Consider the following 17,816-nt stretch of genomic DNA (forward strand, 5'->3'; position numbering starts at 1 on the left):
AAACCCGCAAGCGGGCGCGCGCTACGCCAATCGCCGGACAATGCGCGTTCCTTTCCTACTTCGTGCCCGCGCCCGGTGAACCTGCATTTCGACCTGTTCGACCTGAAACTGTTCGTCTACGTGGCGGACGCGCGCAGCCTCACGCGCGGCGCCGAGAAGGCCTGCATTTCGCTGGCCGCCGCCTCCACCCGCATCAAGCAGATGGAAGAGGCCGTGGGCGGCAAGCTGCTGCACCGCAGCGCGCAGGGCGTGACGCTCACGGCCGCGGGGCAGGCCGTGCTGTACCACGCCAAGCGCGTGATGCAGCAGATGGAGCACCTGCGCTGCGACATGCAGGACTTCGGCAAGGGCATCAAGGGCCATGTGCGCGTGTTCGCCAATACCACCTCGATCACCGAGTACCTGCCGCAGAAGCTCGCGGGCTTCCTCACGCAACATCCGGCCGTGCAGGTGGACCTGCGCGAATACCTGAGCGAAGAGATCGTGCGCGCTGTGGCCGATGGCGAGGCCGACATCGGCATCCTTGCCGGCGACGTGCACACCGGCGAGTTCGACGCGCGCCCCTTCGGGCGCAACCAGCTCGTGCTGGTGGTGCCGCTCACGCACCACCTCGCGGGCGCCCCTTCGGTGGCCTTCGCCGACACGCTCGACGAGCAGCACGTGGGCCTGCACCATGGCAGCGCCATCCACCGCTTCCTGCAGCGCCGCGCCGAACTGGCGGGGCGCGGCTTCAATCCGCGCATCCAGGTCAGCAGCTTTGAGGCCATCTGCCTGATGATCGAGGCGGGCGTGGGGGTTGGTGTGCTACCCGCGTCTTCCGCTCAGCGGCTGTCGATGGCGATGCGCATCTCGACCGTCGCGCTCAGCGATGCGTGGGCCGAGCGGGAGCTGAAGTTGATCGCGCGTGATCGGGAACAGCTGCCTGCTTCTGCCCGGGAGCTGTTCGATCACCTGATCGCTTCCTGAGCCCGCGCATTCCATCTGGCACCGCAGACCGGGCCCCGGGGTGGGTTTGAGGCCCTTCCTTCCTCAGGGCAACCAGCGCGCCACGTTCTGGGTCTCGCCCAGTTGCCAGATGCGGTTGCACAGGGCCTTTGTTTCCTCTGCCGTCACGCCTTCGCCGTAGTGCGCGAGGCGCTGCATCTTGTCCTCGATCTCGGTGCGGCTCAGGCTGTTGCCCGGATCGCCCTTGGGTTCGTCGACGCGGCCCTGCAGCATGCGACCGTCGGTGGTGTGCACGCTGACCTTGCCGATCCAGCGTGCGGGGTAGGCGGTGTCGACCTCGTCGTCGAGTTCCATCGTCACCTTGTCGCGGAAGGCCGAGACTTCCGGTGCGAGAAAGTCGCGGTCGAACTCGCCGAGGCCCGCGCGGCCGTGCACGGCAATCAGGCCCAGCACCGTGCCCATCGAGAACTTGCCTTGGTGCACGGTCGCCGGCACCGTCACGCGGCCCAGCACGTCGATGGCGCCCTGGTGCACGTGCGCGGTCACGCGCGACACGTCGGCGGGCTTGAGCTTGTTCTGCGTCATCACCTGCAGCAGCGCGTCGGCGGCGGGGTGGGTGTGGCGGCAGGAGGCGTGGTACTTGAAGGAGGTTTCGGCCAGCGTCCAGCGCGTGCCGAGGCCGTCGGTGAGCTTCGCTGGATCGGCATCGCTCGACATGCCGACGCCCAGGCCCTGCGCGCCTTCGAGGATCTTTGCTGCACCGGTGAAGCCGTCCTGCGCGAGGTAGGCTGACATCAGCCCGCTCGCCGCCGCGTGCGCGCAATGCAGTTGCTTGGAGTCGGCTGCATCGCGCAGGAATTCCCACACGCCGGCCGACTGCGTGCCGGCCGAGCCGAAGGCGTGCAGCATCTGCTGCGGCGTGAGGTCCAGCAGGCGGCCCACCGCAGCAGCGGCCGCGAGCGTGCCCGCCGTCGCTGTCGTGTGAAAGGTCTTGTAGTGCGAGCGGCCGAGGAACTCGCCGACGCGGATGCCGACCTCGTAGCCCGCGACCACGGCCGTCAGCAGTTGCGCGCCGCTCGCACCGAGGCTCTGCGCCACGGCCAGCGCGGGCGCGATGACGACGGCGGCCGGGTGGAACACCGAGCCGTTGTGCACGTCGTCCTGCTCGACGAAGTGCGAGGCCGCCGCATTGACCAGCGCGGCGAACAGCGGCGAACTGGTGCGGCGCGAGGTCAGTATCTCGCTGGGCCCGTCGGCCGGCCCCATCATCTGCGCGAAGCGCTCGATGCTGCGCACCGGCCGCGCCGTGCGGGCCGCGAGCACCGAGCCCAGCCAGTCGAGCATCAGGTCTTCGGTGCGGCGCAGCACGGGCGCCGGGACGCTTTCGAACCGCAGTTCGGCCGCGAAGTTTGCGAGGGTCCTGGATTCGTTCACGGTGTCAGTCGCTTTCAGAACGAACGGGGCAGGCCGAGCATGTGCTCTGCCACATAGCTCAGGATCAGGTTGGTCGAGATCGGTGCCACCTGGTACAGCCGCGTCTCCCTGAACTTGCGCTCGATGTCGTATTCGCATGCAAAGCCGAAGCCGCCATGGAACTGAAGGCACGCATTCGCAGCCTCCCAACTCGCCTTGGCCGCCAGGTATTTCGCCATGTTGGCCTGCGCGCCGCAGGGCTGGTGCGCGTCGAACAGGCGGCAGGCTTCATAGCGCATCAGGTTCGCTGCTTCCACTTCGATGAACGCTTCGGCAATCGGAAACTGCACCCCCTGGTTCTGCCCGATGGGCCGCCCGAACACCACGCGCTCCTTGGTGTAGGCCGTCACCCGGTCGATGAACCAGTAGCCGTCGCCGATGCACTCTGCGGCGATCAGCGTGCGCTCGGCGTTGAGCCCGTCGAGGATGTACTTGAAGCCCTGGCCTTCCTCGCCGATCAGGTTCTCTGCCGGAATCTCGAGGTTCTCGAAGAACAGCTCGTTGGTCTCGTGGTTCACCATGTTCAGGATGGGCTGCACCGTGAGCCCCTTGCCGATGGCCTCGCGCAAATCGACGATGAAGATCGACATGCCTTCGGACTTTTTCTTCACGTCGGCCAGTGGCGTGGTGCGCGCCAGCAAAATCATCAGGTCCGAATGCTGGATGCGCGAGATCCACACCTTCTGCCCGTTGATGACGTAGCGGTCGCCCTTCTTCACCGCCGTGGTCTTGATCTTCGTGGTGTCGGTGCCGGTGGTGGGTTCGGTCACGCCCATCGACTGCAGGCGCAGTTCGCCGTTCGCGATCTTCGGCAGGTAGGCGCGCTTCTGCGCCTCGCTGCCGTGGCGCAGAAGCGTGCCCATGTTGTACATCTGGCCGTGGCAGGCGCCGGAGTTGCCGCCGCAGCGGTTGATTTCTTCCATGATGACCGAGGCTTCGGTCAGGCCGAGGCCCGAGCCACCGTATTCATGCGGAATCAGCGCGGCCATCCAGCCGGCCTTGGTGAGTGCGTCGACGAACTCGGCGGGGTAGCCGCGCGCCTCGTCGATCTTGCGGAAGTACGCGTCGGGAAACTCCGCGCACAGGTCGCGCACGGCATCGCGGATGTCGGGAAAGTTCTTGTCGTTGGCGTTGTTCATTGCTTGTTGCTCATCAGTCCTGGCGCGGGCCGCCGGCTTCCTTTTCCACACGCTGCCATATCTCGATGGCCATCGGGTCGTCGATCTCCTCGAGGATGTGACCCACGAGGCCGATGGCGCGCGCCATCACGCCGAAGCCGCGAATGATCTTCCACGGAAAGCCGAACTCGGCCGCAATCGCGCCGATGGCACCGGTCGCGTTGATCGGCAGCGATTTGCCCGACACGCGCTCGGCTTCTTCCTGCACCGCCTGCATCAGCGCGACGTAGTGGGTGGAGAGCCCGTTCTCGGTCGCGATCTGAAACAGCCGCGGCGTGCGCGGGTCGATCGGCTTGTGCAGCGGATGGCCCAGGCCCGGCACGATCTGCTTGCGCGCGCGGTGGTCGGCCACGATGTCCCTTGCCATGTCGGCGAGCGGGCGCGTCGGCTTCTCGCCGAAGGGGATCGCTTCGTAGAGCATCTTCGCCGCGCCTTCGGTGCTGCCGACGAACACCGTGCCCAGGCCGCAAAGACCGGCTGCCACAGCGGCTTGCAGCGCTTCGGGTGCGCCTGCGTAGGTGAGGCGCGCAGCCAGCGCGCTGGGTGTAATGCCGTGCTCCACCAGTGTGACGACGATGGCGTTGAAGGTGACGGATTCCTGCGGCGTCGGGATGCGGCCCGTGAGTTCCAGGAAGGCCATGTCGCCGAGGTTCAGGTGGCCGAGGATTTCCGAAGGCAGGTCGCGTCCGCGCACGGTGATCTTGTCCGGCGTGCTGTGGCCCAGCTCGGTGTGCAAGGATTTCTTGATCTTGGTCATGGCGCCGAATCTAGCCCTCCATCGCGCGAGGCGGCTCCGTGATTGCGAAACCCTCCCTTCGGCAAATGCGAATGCCGCCCGGCGGGGCCTTCTGTCACGCTGCGGCGATGGACTTCGAATCACTTTCGGCGATGCGCGAAGCGGCGCTCGACTACTTCGTTCGCAGCCGCGCCATCCAGCGGCGGCGCGAGCGCATGGAACAACCCAATGCCGATGAGGCGCACGGTTGGCGCGCGATCGCCGAGCTCGGCTGGCCCGGCATGCTAGCCCCCGAATCGGTCGGCGGTCTCGCACTGGAGCTCGACGGCGCTGCGGAAATCCTCCGGGCCGCGGGCGAGCATGTGGCGCCCGAGCCGCTGCTGGCCGTGGCCGGCCTCAGTGCGCTGCTGCTGGCGCGGCTCGGTACGCCGGGCGCGAATGCCTTGCTCGCAGAACTGATCGCGGGTCGCAGCCTGCCCGCGCTGGCATGGCAGGAGAGCGCGGGCGACCTCAGCGCGGTGCCGCTGGCCTGCGGTTGCGAGGCGCGGCCCGGCCACGTGGGCGGTGTGCTGCTGCAGGGCGAAAAGCTCATGGTGCTGCCCGGCGCGGCCGCCAGCGGCTGGCTGGTGTCGGCGCGCGGCGATGACGACGCAGTGCTGCTGTGGGTGCCGCGCGGCACCGAAGGCGTGACGGAGGCGCTGGTGCCGCTGGTCGATGGCGGCCAGGCCTCGAACCTGCGCTTCGAGCAGGTCGCACTGCCTCCGGAAGCCGTGCTGGCTCAAGGGCCGGCTGCGCAGGATGCCTTGCGCCATGCGCTCGCGGCCGGCCAGATCCTTCAATCCGCCGAGCTGCTGGGTGCGGGGCAGGCCATGCTGGCGCAGACGCTGGCCTACTTGCGCACGCGCTCCCAGTTCGGCAAGCCCATCGGCAGCTTCCAGGCGTTGCAGCACCGTTGCGTCGACATGTTCATTCACCTCGAAGTGGCGCAGGCCACGTTGAACGAGGTGCTGACCTTGGCAGGGCAGGGGTTGCCGGTGGACCGGCTCGAAGCAGAGGCAAGCCGCGTCAATGCGCGCTGCACGGCGGCCGCGCTGCAGGCTTCGCGCACATCAGTGCAATTGCATGGCGCCATCGGCTACACGCAGGAGTGCGACCTGAGCCTGTTCTACATGCGCGTGCTGTGCCTGTCGGCGTGGCTTGGGAATGTCAGTGCGCACCAGCGGCGGCATGCGGCGCTGACGGGCGAGGCCGAAGCGGCCGTAGGCGTCACCGCTTGGCAAGGTGAGTTTCCGCGCATCGCCGACTGGTCCGCCATGCCCGAGGCCGAGTTCCGGCGCATGGTGCGCGCCTTCCTGCAGCAGCGCTATCCGCAGCAGCTGCGCTACCTCTCGCATCGCGCACGCTGGAGCGAGATGCGCGAGTGGTACCTCACGCTGTCGGCCCAGGGCTGGATCGCGCCCGCCTGGCCGCAGGCGCACGGCGGCATGGGCCTGCCTGCCGACAAGCTCATTGCGTGGATCGAGGAGCTGGAGCAGTACGGCGTGGCGCGCGCGCCCGACCAGGGCATCGTGATGATCGGCCCGCTGCTCATCCAGCACGGCACGCCCGAGCAGCAGCAGCGCTTTCTGCCGCGCATCCTGAGCGGCGAGAACGTCTGGTGCCAGGGCTATTCGGAGCCCAATGCCGGTTCCGACCTCGCGGGCCTGCGCACCGAGGCGCTGCCCGCGCGCGATGCGCAGGGTGAGCACTTCGTGGTCAACGGCCAGAAGATCTGGACCACGCTTGCGCAGGATGCCAACCACATCTTCATGCTGGTGCGCACCGACAAGGAGGCGCGCAAGCAGGAGGGCATCAGCTTCCTGCTGTGCGACCTGCGCACGCCGGGCATCACCATCCGGCCGATCCACACGCTGGCCGGCGAGCCCGAGTTCTGCGAAGTGTTCTTCGACAACGTGCGCGTGCCGGCCGAGAACCTGGTGGGCAAGTTGCACGGCGGCTGGACCATCGCGAAGGCGCTGCTGGGCTTCGAGCGCATCTTTCTCGGCAGCCCCAAGCAGTCGCAGTACGCGCTGGGCCAACTGGCGCGGCTGGCGCAGGCGCGGCGGCTGTTTGCCGACCCGGTGTTCGCGCAGCGCTTCGCGGCGCTGCGGCTCGACGTGCTCGACCTGTCGGCGGCGTACACGGGCTTCGCAAACATCGTGCGTGCGGGCAAGCCGCTGCCGGCTTCGGTGTCGCTGCTGAAGATCTGGGCCAGCGAGACCTACCACCGCATCGGCGCGCTGCTGGTCGAAGCGGGCGACGAGCAGGGTGCCGTGGCCGGCGACCAGGTGCTCGACGGCCAGACCTTCAACGTGCTCGCGCCACTCATCGGCTCCACGGCCGCAATGATCTACGGCGGCACCAACGAGATCCAGCGCAACATCCTCGCGCGGCAGGTGCTCGACCTGCCGACGTGAACGAGGGGCGTCGAAGAAATTCATAAAAGCAACCATCTTGGATGATTAACCTAAACCGCCGCAGCGAAGTCGTCGCGCCAGGGCTGCCTGGTTCTGGCGATGGCATTGAGGATGACGAGCAACTTGTGCATGCAAGCCACGAGCGCGACCTTCTTTGGTTTTCCGGTGGCCAGCAGGCTTGCGTAGAAGGCTTTGAGCACGGGGTTGAATCGCGTGCCCACGAGTGCCGCGACGTACAGGACGCGACGCACGTCGGCGCGCCCGCCGAAGATGTGACGCTGTCCGCGCAAGGTGCCCGAGTCCCGGTTGACGGGCGCCAAGCCCACCAGCGAAGTGATCTGCTTGCGGTTGAGCTTGCCCAGTTCGGGCAGCTGCGCCAGCAGGGTGCTGGCGGTGGTCGGGCCCACGCCCTTGACCGAGGTCAGCAGGCGCGCCAGGTCGGCGTGATGCGCGCGCACGTGTTCACGCAACTCGCCGTCAATGTCGTGAAGCTGGGCGGCAATGGCATCCATGATCACCAAGATGCTGGCCTTGGCCTTGGGGTGGGCCAAGGCAAGGCGCTGGCGCTCGGCCACGAGCATGGCCACCAGCTGGCGCCTGCGCACCACCATGGCGGTGAGTTCGCGCTGCTGCTCGTCGGCCAGCGCGCGCGGCTCATGACCCTGTGCCTCGAGCAACTCCGCGAACCCGCGAAGGACCTGCGCGTCGATGCGATCGGTCTTGGCCAGCTTGCCCATGCAGCGCGCGAAGTCGCGCGCTTGCCGCGGGTTGATGACCGAGACGCGCAGGCCGGCGGCGGCCAGCGCGAGGGCCAGACCTTGCTCATGGCCTCCCGTGGCCTCCAGCAGGATCAGGCGGGGTGCCAGAGGCACAAGTACCTGGCACAACTCGGCATGGCCGGCCTCGTCGTTGCCCAGGCTCAAGGTCTGTGTTTCGCCACTGGCGGCCACCTCGAAGCTGGCCTTGGCGATATCGATACCCACGTAGACAGGTTCACTCATAGCAGTTCTCCGGCTCCCAGCCTTATGAATACGAAATGTGTTCGATCAACCATTCGGGATGCAGCAGAACAAAGAGACCACCACCGCGCGCCTCGTGCTGTCGTTCGAGCTCGAACTCGCAGGAGACCCGGGCTGCGCGGTGGCGAGTCAACCCGTTCACTGTTCGAGATGCCGCAGAGCACATCGAACAAGGAAGTTTGAACCAATCGAAAGATATAAGGAGACAACGCTCATGACCTCGATCGACTTTTCGCGCCGGCAATGGGTCGCCGCGCTGGCGGGCGGCGCGGCGCTGGCCGCCGTGCCCCATCGCGCTTTCGCGCAGCAGTCCTTGCCGTCCCTCATCAAGGTCGTGGTCGGCTATTCAGCGGGCGGCCCGGTGGACGGTGCCGCGCGCCTGCTCGCGCCCGCGCTGAGCCAGGCACTCGGGACGCAGGTCATCGTCGACAACCGGCCCGGCGCGAGCGGCTCGCTCGGTGGCGACGCGGTCGCGAAAGCACAGCCTGATGGCGCGACGCTGTTCTTCGGTGCGAGCCCGACCATCACCATCAACCCGAACGTGCAGCGCCACATGGCCTTCGATCCGATGAAGGACCTGACGCCCATCGCGCCGCTGGTGGACTACACCAACGTGCTCGTGGTCAACAACGAAGTCCCGGTGCACAGCGTGGCCGAGCTGCTGGCCTATGCGAAGGCACGGCCCGGCAAGGTGTTCTATGGCTCGGCGGGCGTGGGCGCGTCCAACCACCTGAGCGGCGCGCTGCTCGAGAAGATGACCGGCGTGCAGCTCACGCACGTACCCTACAAGGGCAGTGCGCCCGCGCTCGCCGACGTGATGGCCGGCACCGTGACCATGATGTTCGACATCATCGCCACCTCGAAGCCCTTCATCCAGACCGGCAAGGTGCGCGCGCTGGCCGTCACCTCGCGCCAGCGCAACCGCATGCTGCCCGAGGTGCCGACCATGGTCGAATCGGGCGTACCGGGCTACGACGTGGGCGGCTGGTTCGGCCTGTACGGTCCGGCGCGCATGGACCCGGCGCTGGTCGCGCGCATGAACGCCGCCGCGCAGAAAATGCTGGCGCGCGAGGACATCGCGAACCGGCTGCGCGAGCAGGGCTACGACGTGTGGTCCGGCGCGGCCGACCTGCTGGCGGCCAAGGGCAAGTCCGACCGCCAGCTCTGGGCGACCGCGTCCAAGGGCATCGAGGCGGAATAGCCGATGCGCCGTATCCACAGCCTGCTGGAAGAACGCGCGACAAGCACGCCCGATGCCGTCTTCCTCTTCGAGCCCGCGGGCACCACGACCTATGCCGCGCTGCAGGCGATGGTCGACGTTGCCGCGCAAGACCTGCTGGCCGCCGGCGTGCGGCCGACCGACCGCGTGGTGCTGGTGGCCGAGAACTGCGCCGCGCACATCGCGCTGCTCATGGCCTGCAGCCGCGTCGGTGCTTGGTCGTGCGGCGTGAATGCGCGCATGTCGCCGGGCGAGATTGCGGCCATCGTCGAGCGCGCCGATGCCCGTGTCTGCTACTTCACGGCCGCTGCCTCCGAAGCCGCTGAAAAGCATGCGCAGAGGGCCGGCGCAACGCCCTCGGCGCTCGGTGGCGTGATGCGTTCGGCCGTGCGTGCTGAAGCGCGCACCGAGCCTGATCCGGCATTGGCCGACACGGCCGCCATCATCTTCACTTCGGGCACCTCGGGCACGCCCAAGGGCGTGATGGTGTCGCACCGCGGCCTGCTGCACTTCGGCCGCGTGTCGGCCCAGGTGCGCGCCCTGGGCGAGCGCGACCGCGTCTATGCCTTCCTGCCGATGACGCACATCTTCGGCATCGGCACGGTGTTGATGGCTGCGCTCACGGGCGGCGCGTCGCTGGTGCTGCGCGGCAGCTTCTCGCCGGCCGACGTGCTGTACGCGCTGGCGCACGAGCAGGTGTCGAACCTGCTCGGGCCGCCGACGATGTATGTGCGGCTGCTGGCGCACATCGAGGCGGAGGAGGCGACGCCGCGCTTTCCGCAACTGCGCTACGTCTACACCGGCTCCGCGCCGCTCGACCCGGCGCTCAAGCAGCGCGTGGAGCAGCTGTTCGGGCAGCCGCTGCACTATGGCTACGGGCTGTCGGAGTACGCGGGCTCGGTGTTTCTCACACGCACCGAGTCGCCCCGCGCAGACACCTCGGCGGGGTATGCGGTGGAGGGGGGCGAGGCCCGTATCGTGTCCCTCGACGGCAACGACGCCGCACCCGGCGACACCGGCGAGATCTGGCTGCGCGGGCCCGGCCTCATGCTCGGCTACTTCCGCGACACCGCCGCCACGGCGCAGGTGATGCGACCCGGCGGCTGGTACGTCACCGGCGACCTCGGCCGTTTCGGCGAGGACGGCGCGCTGTTCGTGGTCGGGCGGCTGAAGGAAATGATCATTCGCTCCGGCTTCAACGTCTACCCGGCGGAGATCGAGGCCGTCATCGGCCGCTTCGAGGGCGTGCACCTGTGCGCGGTGGTCGGCGTGCCCGAGGCCGACGGCAACGAGCAGGTCGTCGCCTTCGTCGAGCTGAAGCCCGGCGCAGTGCTCGACGAAGCGGCGCTGCGCGCGCACCTCGTCGAACACCTGTCGCCCTACAAGCGCCCGGCCCGCATCGAGGTGATCGACACGATGCCCACCACCGCCAACGGCAAGCTGCTCAAGCGCGAACTGCAGGCGCGCTGCGGGCCGGCCGCGGGCTGATTTCAGCCGAAGATCCGGCCCGCGAAGTCTGGAGGTAGGGGCCGGGCCCTGTGCCGGCGCCATCGTAGGCACGCTCCTACACCCGGGGCGGGGGGTGGGGCCGATACTTGTTATTCCCCCTCGTTTCAGGAAGTACCCGTGACCGTGCCGATGAACCCGACGCCCGTGGCCGCTGCGAAATGAAGTCCTCGCCGAGTGCGCGCAGCTGGATCGCCGCCGGCGTGCGCCACGAATTGCTCACACGCGCGCTGCCCGCCTTGCGGCACGACATGGCGGCACCTGTCTCGGTGGTCCGCATGGCGCTGCTGATGCTCAAGCGGCAGGTCGGCGCGGCCACCATCGATGCCGCCGCCTGCGAAGAGCGCGTGGCGCTGATCGACAACCAAGTGTCCGAACTGGTCGAGGCCATCCGCTCGCTGCGCGACTGGGAACTGGCCACCACGGATGACGGCATCACCCGCAGCGCGCTGGTGGCGCAGTGCGTGGCCCTGATGCGCTCTGCCTTCGACCTGCACGGCGTGACGCTCGATGCGGACGCCTCGCTGGACCCGCAGGAAGACGAGCATCGCTGGCCCGCCGCGGCCGCGCTGCGCTACCTGTTCCTCGGCGCGCTCGGCTACCTGCACGACGGCGCGGCCGAGGCCGGGGCGATCCGGGTCGAGGCGGACGGCGCCAATGCACTGCGCCTCACGGCCCTGCCGCGCGAACCCGGCGGCACGCATGCCGTGCTCGACGCGCACCGTGCGCCGCGTGCGCTGGCCATCGACGCCGTCGCATTGCAGAACCTGGCCGAAGACCTCGGCTACGCCGTGGCGCTGGAAGGCGACAGCGTGCGCCTCGTGCTCGCGACCGGCAACTGAGTCTTTGCGCGTTTGCGCGCCGCATGGCCGCCCCGCTGCACGCGCAGGAAGGCCAGCAGCCGCCGCTCGGCCGCATGCAGCCCGCGCGAGGGCCTGACGGCGCGGTGCGCGGCGATCTTCTCGAACAGCGCAGCCGTGGCCTCGTCGCCATCCGAGAGTGCACTGCCCAGCGCCAGCACCGCCGGATGCACGTAGGCCTTCTTGCAGACCGCCGGCGTGTTGCCCAACTGCCTGGCGACGGCCGCCAGGATGTCCTTGGCGCTGTAGCGGCTGCCGTCGGTAGCGACGCGGCCCGGTTCGCAGGCCAGCAGGGTGAGCTCCAGCGCCTGCACCGTGCCGTGCCAGGTGCGGAAGTCCTTGGCGGTGAAACGCTCGCCCTGCGCGGCCTCGGCCAGGTAGTCGTTCACGTCGTTGGACGAGATGCCGCGCAGTTCGCGGTCCTCGTCCTCGTACTGGAACAGCGCCTGCCCCGGCAACTGCTGGCATTGACGCACCACCCGGGCCACGCGCGGATCGTCGAGCTTCGCCTCGTGCATCACGCCGCTCTTGCCCCGGAAGCGCAGCCGCAGCGCCTGGCCCTGCACGGCGGCGTGCCGGCTGCGCAGCGTGGTGAGGCCGAAGGAGCCGTTGCTGTTCGCGTATTCCTCGTTGCCCACGCGCAGCAGCGTGGTGTCGAGCAGGCGCACCACCGCCGCGAGCACCTGGGTGCGGCCCGGCGCCTTGCGGCCCTTCGTCGACCGCAGGTCGCGCGCCACGCGGGCGCGGATGCGCGGCAGCGCGAGCGCGAAGGCTTCGAGGCGCTCGAACTTGGTTTCGTCCTTCATCGAGCGCCAGTCGGCGTGGTAGCGGTATTGCTTACGCCCGCGCGCGTCGATGCCGGTGGCCTGCAGATGGCCGTTGGGCAGCGGGCAGATCCACACCTGGGTGTAGGCGGGCGGGATGGCCAGCATGCGGATGCGCGAAATCTCGTCCACGTCGCGCAGCCACTGTCCATTGGCGTCGCGGTAGCGGAAACGCTCGCCGTGCTTCAGGCGGCGGATGCCGGGCATGCCGGGGTTCACGTAGACGAGGCCGTTGGCGATGGGCGTCGGCTTCGAAGGCGGCTTGGCAGGAGGGGAAGAGGCCGGCATGGGGTTTGCGTGGTGGCGTGACATCGCGCTTTTGCCAGCATCGACAATCGCCGGTTGTAGGACGCCGCAAGCGCCCTCGGTGCGGCAGGCGCGCTTGTGCGCCTGCGCTGCCTTCTTCGTCTTTCCTCTTGAACGGGTTCCAGAATGACTTCTTCCAGGTCCACTCTTTTCACCGCCCGCTGGCTGGCAGTGCCTGCCGCCGCGCTGTTGTTCACGGCCTGCGCGTCCACCACTTCCACCCCGACCGCCTCGGCCCCGGGCGCGCCCGTGAAGGTCAAGGTCTTCGTCGCCGCCATGTTCGAGATCGGCCAGAACACGGGCGACCGCGCCGGCGAGTTCCAGCATTGGTATGAACGCTACTGGAAGGGCGCCAAACCCATTGCGGTGCCCGGTGCGCTGCAGCCTGTGTACTGCAACGCCGACGGCGTGTGCGGCGCGGTGCTCGGCATGGGCAAGGTCAACTCGTCGTCGTCGATGCAGGCGATCCTGCTGAACCCGCAGTTCGACTTCTCGCAGAGCTATTACGTGATTTCCGGCGTGGCCGGCACGCCGCCTTCGCGCGGCACCATCGGCGAAGTGAGCTGGGCCACCTGGCTGGTCGACTACGACCTCGGCCACCGCTGGGCCCCCGAGGAGAACAAGCCCGGCGAGCCGACCTTCATGCCGCGCAAGGGCTACGAGGAGTACCGCCGCTTCAAGCTCAACCCCGACCTTGTGAGCTGGGCCATGAGGCTCTCGGCCGACACGCCGCTCAAGGATTCGGACGGCGCGCGCAAGTACCGCCTGCGCTACCCCGACGCCGCGGCCCGCCGCGCGCCTTTCGTCGGCACCGGCACGCACATGACAGGCGACACCTTCTTTCACGGCCCCGGCATGTCGAAGCAGGCGCAGTACATCGCCAGGCTCTATGGTGCCGACGACTACGTCATCACCGAAATGGAAGCCGCCGCCATCACCCTCGTGATCAAGCGCACCCACGGCACCGACCGCGTGATGAGCCTGCGCGGCGCGGTCAACTTCGACCAAGGCAGCCCGAAGGAAACCACGCTGCAGCACCTGGACCCGGCGCCGGGGGAAACTGCCGGCGGTTTTGCGGAGACGGTGGAGAACATCGCGCTGGTCGGGACCCGTGTGGTGGATCACATCGTCGGCAATTGGCCCCAGTGGCAGGCGGGGGTGCCCAAGCCCTGAGCGGGCGCTCTTGTTCAGGGCGTGTGCGCGGATCACCGGGTACTCCCCTCCGCGAATGTCCCCCGCTTCGCTCCTCCTTTATTTCGCTGCGGGGAGCGCCCGGTGCTCCGCGCACCTGGGCACGCTGCTGGTGATCTGCCGATCAACGACCGCCGCCTTGAACAAGGCCTCGACATCCCGTCAAACGCTCAAGGCGTCGCCGCTTGCAGATGCCAGGTCACGTTGAAATCGAACGGCGTCCAGCGGCTCACCGTGACGCCCGCGCGCCGCAGGCCCCGGCCCGTCCAGGTGTTGCAGGTCTCGAAGAGGTGGTAGCCGCCTTCGGCTTCGTAGAAGGCGTCGTCGTTGCCGTAGTGCGCGCTGGCGATGGGCGTCGCACGGCCCGAGGGGAGTGAGGCGCGCACATAGTCCGTGAGCTGCGCGTACTGCGCCTGCGAGAGCGGCAGCCTGTAGGCGCCGTGCCGCATCTGCGACCGCTGCAGGTAGGTCACGTGCATCAGCGCGCGGTTGCGGCCCGACAGCGCACCGAAGGCGCGCGCGGCCGTCAGGTCGCCCCTGGTGGGCGTGTGCAGGTAGAACTCGCGATCGCCCCAGCCGATGGCGATGAACTCGGCGTCGGGCGGCACGGCGTTGAAGTGCGCGAACGGAAAGAGCTGCTGCCAGTCGACCGTGGCCGAGTGGATGGGAAAGACCAGGTCGGTGTGCACACCGTTGCTCAGCACCCAGGCCTCGACGGCGGGGGCTTCTACAGTCGGCTTTGCATTGGCGGGCCAGAACACCAGCGCGCAGGCCACGGTCACGTAGAGGCCGATCAGTCCGACGAAGCCCAGCAGCGTGAAGGCGATGCGCCGCAGCCAGCGTTTCGCCATGGTGTTTTTCAGAACAGCGACGCGGTGGTCGAAACAGCTTCCGGTGCCGCGCGGTGCACACCGGTCCCGGCAGGCGCCATCGCCTCGGGACTGCCCGCCTTCGCCAGCGCGCCTACGCGCACGCCCAAGAGGCGCAGCGGGCGCTCCAGCGGCACGCGCTTCAGGCACAGGCCGCCCGTGTGGCGGATGGTCTTCGCGTCGGACGTGAAGCGCTCGATGGTCTGGTCGCGCGTGGCGATCTTGAAATCGTCGTAGCGCAGCTTGATGCCGATGGTCTTGCCCACGTAACCCTTGCGCTGCAGGTCGGCGGCCAGTTGCTCGCACAGGTGGGTGAAGATCGCGCCCAGCTCGGCGCGGTCGCGCACGGCGTGCAGGTCGCGGTCGAAGGTGGTCTCGCGGCTCATCGACACGGGTTCGCTCTCGGTCACCACCGGCCGGTTGTCGCGGCCCCAGGCCACCTCGTGCATCCACGCGCCCGTGGCCTTGCCGAAGGTGGCAACGAGCCAGTCGCGGTCGCGCGCCGCGAGCTGGCCCACGGTCTCGATGCCGAAGCGCTTGAGCTTCTCGTCGGCCTTCGGCCCGATGCCGTTCACCTTGCGGCAGGGCAGCGGCCAGATGCGCGTTTCGAGGTCGTGCTCATAGACCACCGAGATGCCGTTGGGCTTGTTGAACTCGCTCGCCATCTTGGCGATGAGCTTGTTGGGCGCCACGCCGATGGAGCAGGTCAGGCCGGTGGCGTCGAAGATGGCGGTCTGAATCAGCCGCGCCAGCGAGCGCCCGCCGTCGCGCTGGCCGCCGGGCACGTCGGTGAAGTCGATGTACACCTCGTCCACGCCGCGGTCTTCCATGAGCGGGGCGACCTCCAGGATGATGTTCTTGAAGGCGCGCGAATAGCGCCGGTACTCGTCGAAGTCCACCGGCAGGATGATGGCCTGCGGGCACAGCTTGGCGGCCTTCATGAGCCCCATGGCCGAGCCGATGCCGAACTGCCGCGCGGGATAGGTGGCGGTGGTGATCACGCCGCGGCCCGTGTAGTCCTTCAGCAGCGGAAAGGCCGCTACCGGAATGTCGGCCAGCGTGCCGCCCTCGGGCAGGTCGCGGATGGCCTCGTCCACGCGCCGCCTGCCGCCGCCGATCACCACCGGCAGGCCCTTGAGCTGCGGATAGCGCAGCAACTCGACCGACGCGTAGAAGGCGTCCATGTCGAGGTGGGCGATGCGGCGCATCGGCGGGGATGTCGGGGGCTCGGAACTCACGTTGACGATTGTCTCGCGCTCCGGCGATGTTCGCCTGCCGGGCGACCGCGTGCAAGAATGCGCCCGATTGCAGATGGACCCTCCGATGGCATGGGAAAGGGAAATGGCATGGACGACGAAGTCGAAGGCTTGAGCATCGCGCTGACGCCGGTGCAGATGGCCGCGGTGCTGGGCGGGCAGGACGTGCCCGAATCCGCGAGCTGGAGCAACCGGCTCTGGGGCACCGTGGGGCTGGTGGGCGGTGTCGTGGAACTGGTCGGCGCCGGCGTGCTCTGCGTCGCACCCGAACCCACGATGGTGACCAAGGCCGGCTGCGTGGTGCTGGGCGTGCACAGCTTCGACACCATGGCCACGTCGGGCCGACAGATCTGGACCGGCACGCCGCAGCGCACGGCCACTGCCGTCACCGCCAGTTCGGCGGCCGAGGCGCTGGGTGCTTCGCGCGACACGGCCGATGGCATCGGGCTTGCGGTGGATGTGGCGGTGCCGCTGGTCGTGGCAAGCGGGCTGGTCGCCGCGCGCGTGATCGCGGTGCGCGCCAGCAGGTTTCGCCTGGAGCCGGTCGACCTGTTGCGGCATGAAGGACCAGTAGGCACAAAGATCGGCGGCCACGCGATCCGGGAACATGTCGGCAAGACCGAGGCGGAACTTTTCCAGCGATTGGTGAACAAGCCATCGCTGCCCAAAGTGTCGTCGTTCCACAATCTCGACATCGCGGAGCGCGCCATCAGCGCCACTGTTCGTGCCAACGCCAGAGCCATCAAGGCGTGGTCGCGCTCGGCCGCCGTGGGCTCCAAGCCCATGGCGTTCGAACACAACGTGGGCAGCTTGGTGGGCATCGGCGTGCAGCGGGGCAGCACCGCCGTCAGCCAGCTGAGCAACGTGCGCGTGATCCTGAACATGAAGAGCTACAACGGAATGCCGTACTACATACTGACGGCGCACCCCATTTGAAACCAGCAGCCGAATCGCCATGAAGCGCTACGAACTCATCGAGAACCTCACCGAGGTCTATTTCGGCCAGGATTACGATTATTTCGGCGAGACCGGTGCCGAAGTCATGGCCGAATACCGGAAAGCCTGCACGCCCGCCGAACTTGAGGCGTTGCGCGTCGAGATCGTCGATTTCATGCGCTCGCACCCGGACCTGGAAACCGACTTCCCGCGCCGGTTCGAGCGCCCCGCCCAGCCGGAAGACTTCGGATCCACCATACGCGAATTCCTGGAAAACGTGCTTGCCGCATTGAAATAGCAGGGGCGCCCCATCTGATTGTCTTGGTGCGCGGCGCGGACAATTTCAGCGCAGATCAAGTGCCCCGGCCGGTTGCATCTCACTACCAGGCCACGCCTCCGGTCCAAGCTCTTTCGCAAGATAGGCCACGAGCTTCGCGGTGCGCTCGCGCAGCGGGGCAATGCGGGCCTGCAGGCCGGTCCTGGGCAGCGCAACAGCTTGGCCGGGCTCATCGTCGGAATCGGGATTGCTCTCCCGGATGTAGAGCGTGCCGTTGCGGGCCCAGACCTCCACCGCCCAGCCCTGGTCCTGGTCGTTGTAGATATTGCCCTCGTCGTGCCCAGCCACGGCAACGAGGAAGTGGTCCATGGAAGAGAAGGTGTCGTACCACGGGAATGAAAGGTGCACGTTCGCATCCTCGTTGTCGAGCCGCAGATCCATCCAGAAATACTGGCGCACCTGGTGGAGCTTCAAAGCGTGCTGCCGGGCCAGCGCGGCCACCTGGCCGTAGTACGCGGCAAGTTCCGCCTCGTGCCCTATGGCCTCCGAGGTGCACGCCCGCAAACGCTCGGCGCGCTGGAATCCCGGCAATGCGAGGGGCTCGGGCCGCTGGTACGGCGCAGGGTGGAACTCGTCGCACAAATGAAACGCGATCTCGGGCTCCAGCGAGTCGATCGGCTTGGCATCGGCGAACCACGGTTCCACTTGCGCGCTCCTCTGAATGGTCGAGCGGACGATGTTAGCCCGCGCCGAGGGGCGTGTGCC

General features: G+C 68.0%; 16 protein-coding genes. 8 read left to right on the plus strand and 8 right to left on the minus strand.

Going from position 1 to position 17,816, the window contains the following annotated elements:
* The first annotated feature begins 75 nt into the window (after nucleotides 1-75).
* Complete coding sequence (locus ASC92_RS02165; RefSeq protein WP_056509864.1) at nucleotides 76-966, plus strand: LysR family transcriptional regulator; 891 nt, start codon at nucleotides 76-78, stop codon at nucleotides 964-966.
* Nucleotides 967-1,029: 63 nt separating this feature from the next.
* Here ASC92_RS02165 and ASC92_RS02170 read toward each other — a convergent pair whose 3' ends face one another.
* Genes ASC92_RS02170 through ASC92_RS02180 form a run of 3 tightly spaced genes read right to left on the minus strand, consistent with a single transcriptional unit; the run spans nucleotide 1,030 to nucleotide 4,353 of the window.
* Complete coding sequence (locus tag ASC92_RS02170) at nucleotides 1,030-2,379, minus strand: MmgE/PrpD family protein (RefSeq protein ID WP_157608963.1); 1,350 nt, start codon at nucleotides 2,377-2,379, stop codon at nucleotides 1,030-1,032.
* A gap of 14 nt (nucleotides 2,380-2,393) precedes the next feature.
* Nucleotides 2,394-3,557, minus strand: a complete 1,164-nt coding sequence (locus ASC92_RS02175) for an acyl-CoA dehydrogenase family protein (RefSeq protein ID WP_056509866.1) — start codon at nucleotides 3,555-3,557, stop codon at nucleotides 2,394-2,396.
* 13 nt (nucleotides 3,558-3,570) lie between these two features.
* Nucleotides 3,571-4,353: a citryl-CoA lyase gene (locus ASC92_RS02180; RefSeq protein ID WP_056509868.1), complete on the minus strand. Its 783-nt coding sequence runs from the start codon at nucleotides 4,351-4,353 to the stop codon at nucleotides 3,571-3,573.
* Between the two features lie 107 nt (nucleotides 4,354-4,460).
* Here ASC92_RS02180 and ASC92_RS02185 point away from each other — a divergent pair, with 107 nt between their 5' ends.
* Nucleotides 4,461-6,788 (plus strand): acyl-CoA dehydrogenase, encoded by a 2,328-nt coding sequence (locus ASC92_RS02185; protein WP_056509871.1) that lies wholly within the window; start codon nucleotides 4,461-4,463, stop codon nucleotides 6,786-6,788.
* A gap of 50 nt (nucleotides 6,789-6,838) precedes the next feature.
* Here the strand turns inward: ASC92_RS02185 and ASC92_RS02190 are convergent, their stop codons facing one another.
* Nucleotides 6,839-7,789, minus strand: coding sequence for an IS110 family transposase (locus ASC92_RS02190; protein ID WP_056509872.1), 951 nt, complete (start codon nucleotides 7,787-7,789; stop codon nucleotides 6,839-6,841).
* 232 nt (nucleotides 7,790-8,021) lie between these two features.
* Here ASC92_RS02190 and ASC92_RS02195 point away from each other — a divergent pair, with 232 nt between their 5' ends.
* The 3 genes from ASC92_RS02195 (at nucleotide 8,022) to ASC92_RS02205 (ending at nucleotide 11,374) form a co-directional block, all read left to right on the plus strand.
* Complete coding sequence (locus tag ASC92_RS02195; RefSeq protein ID WP_056509874.1) at nucleotides 8,022-9,008, plus strand: Bug family tripartite tricarboxylate transporter substrate binding protein; 987 nt, start codon at nucleotides 8,022-8,024, stop codon at nucleotides 9,006-9,008.
* Nucleotides 9,009-9,011: 3 nt separating this feature from the next.
* A complete protein-coding gene (locus ASC92_RS02200; protein WP_056509876.1) occupies nucleotides 9,012-10,514 on the plus strand; it encodes a class I adenylate-forming enzyme family protein in 1,503 nt (500 codons plus the stop codon).
* Nucleotides 10,515-10,693: 179 nt separating this feature from the next.
* Nucleotides 10,694-11,374, plus strand: coding sequence for a hypothetical protein (locus ASC92_RS02205; RefSeq protein WP_007830343.1), 681 nt, complete (start codon nucleotides 10,694-10,696; stop codon nucleotides 11,372-11,374).
* On the opposite strand, the gene ASC92_RS02210 is transcribed toward ASC92_RS02205, so the two are convergent.
* Entirely contained in the window at nucleotides 11,317-12,504 is a 1,188-nt protein-coding gene (locus ASC92_RS02210; protein ID WP_056509878.1) for a DNA topoisomerase IB, read from the minus strand. The genes ASC92_RS02205 and ASC92_RS02210 overlap by 58 nt on opposite strands.
* Before the next feature lie 144 nt (nucleotides 12,505-12,648).
* Between ASC92_RS02210 and ASC92_RS02215 the strand changes: the two genes are divergently transcribed.
* A complete protein-coding gene (locus tag ASC92_RS02215) occupies nucleotides 12,649-13,695 on the plus strand; it encodes a purine-nucleoside phosphorylase (protein WP_056509880.1) in 1,047 nt (348 codons plus the stop codon).
* A 188-nt stretch (nucleotides 13,696-13,883) separates the two neighbouring features.
* On the opposite strand, the gene ASC92_RS02220 is transcribed toward ASC92_RS02215, so the two are convergent.
* Together ASC92_RS02220 and dinB are read right to left on the minus strand one after the other, a co-directional pair.
* Nucleotides 13,884-14,564, minus strand: coding sequence for a TIGR02117 family protein (locus ASC92_RS02220; RefSeq protein WP_056509882.1), 681 nt, complete (start codon nucleotides 14,562-14,564; stop codon nucleotides 13,884-13,886).
* Nucleotides 14,565-14,572: 8 nt separating this feature from the next.
* Nucleotides 14,573-15,790, minus strand: coding sequence for a DNA polymerase IV (dinB, locus tag ASC92_RS02225; protein WP_157608964.1), 1,218 nt, complete (start codon nucleotides 15,788-15,790; stop codon nucleotides 14,573-14,575).
* Nucleotides 15,791-15,928: 138 nt separating this feature from the next.
* Here dinB and ASC92_RS02230 point away from each other — a divergent pair, with 138 nt between their 5' ends.
* On the plus strand, nucleotides 15,929-16,774 hold the full coding sequence (locus ASC92_RS02230; RefSeq protein WP_056509886.1) for an RNase A-like domain-containing protein: 846 nt from the start codon (nucleotides 15,929-15,931) through the stop codon (nucleotides 16,772-16,774).
* 19 nt (nucleotides 16,775-16,793) lie between these two features.
* Entirely contained in the window at nucleotides 16,794-17,072 is a 279-nt protein-coding gene (locus tag ASC92_RS02235; protein ID WP_056509888.1) for a contact-dependent growth inhibition system immunity protein, read from the plus strand.
* 45 nt (nucleotides 17,073-17,117) lie between these two features.
* On the opposite strand, the gene ASC92_RS02240 is transcribed toward ASC92_RS02235, so the two are convergent.
* Nucleotides 17,118-17,756 (minus strand): hypothetical protein, encoded by a 639-nt coding sequence (locus ASC92_RS02240; RefSeq protein WP_056511781.1) that lies wholly within the window; start codon nucleotides 17,754-17,756, stop codon nucleotides 17,118-17,120.
* Nucleotides 17,757-17,816: the final 60 nt, after the last annotated feature.

This window comes from Variovorax sp. Root411, assembly GCF_001425205.1.
Classification (GTDB): domain Bacteria; phylum Pseudomonadota; class Gammaproteobacteria; order Burkholderiales; family Burkholderiaceae_C; genus Variovorax.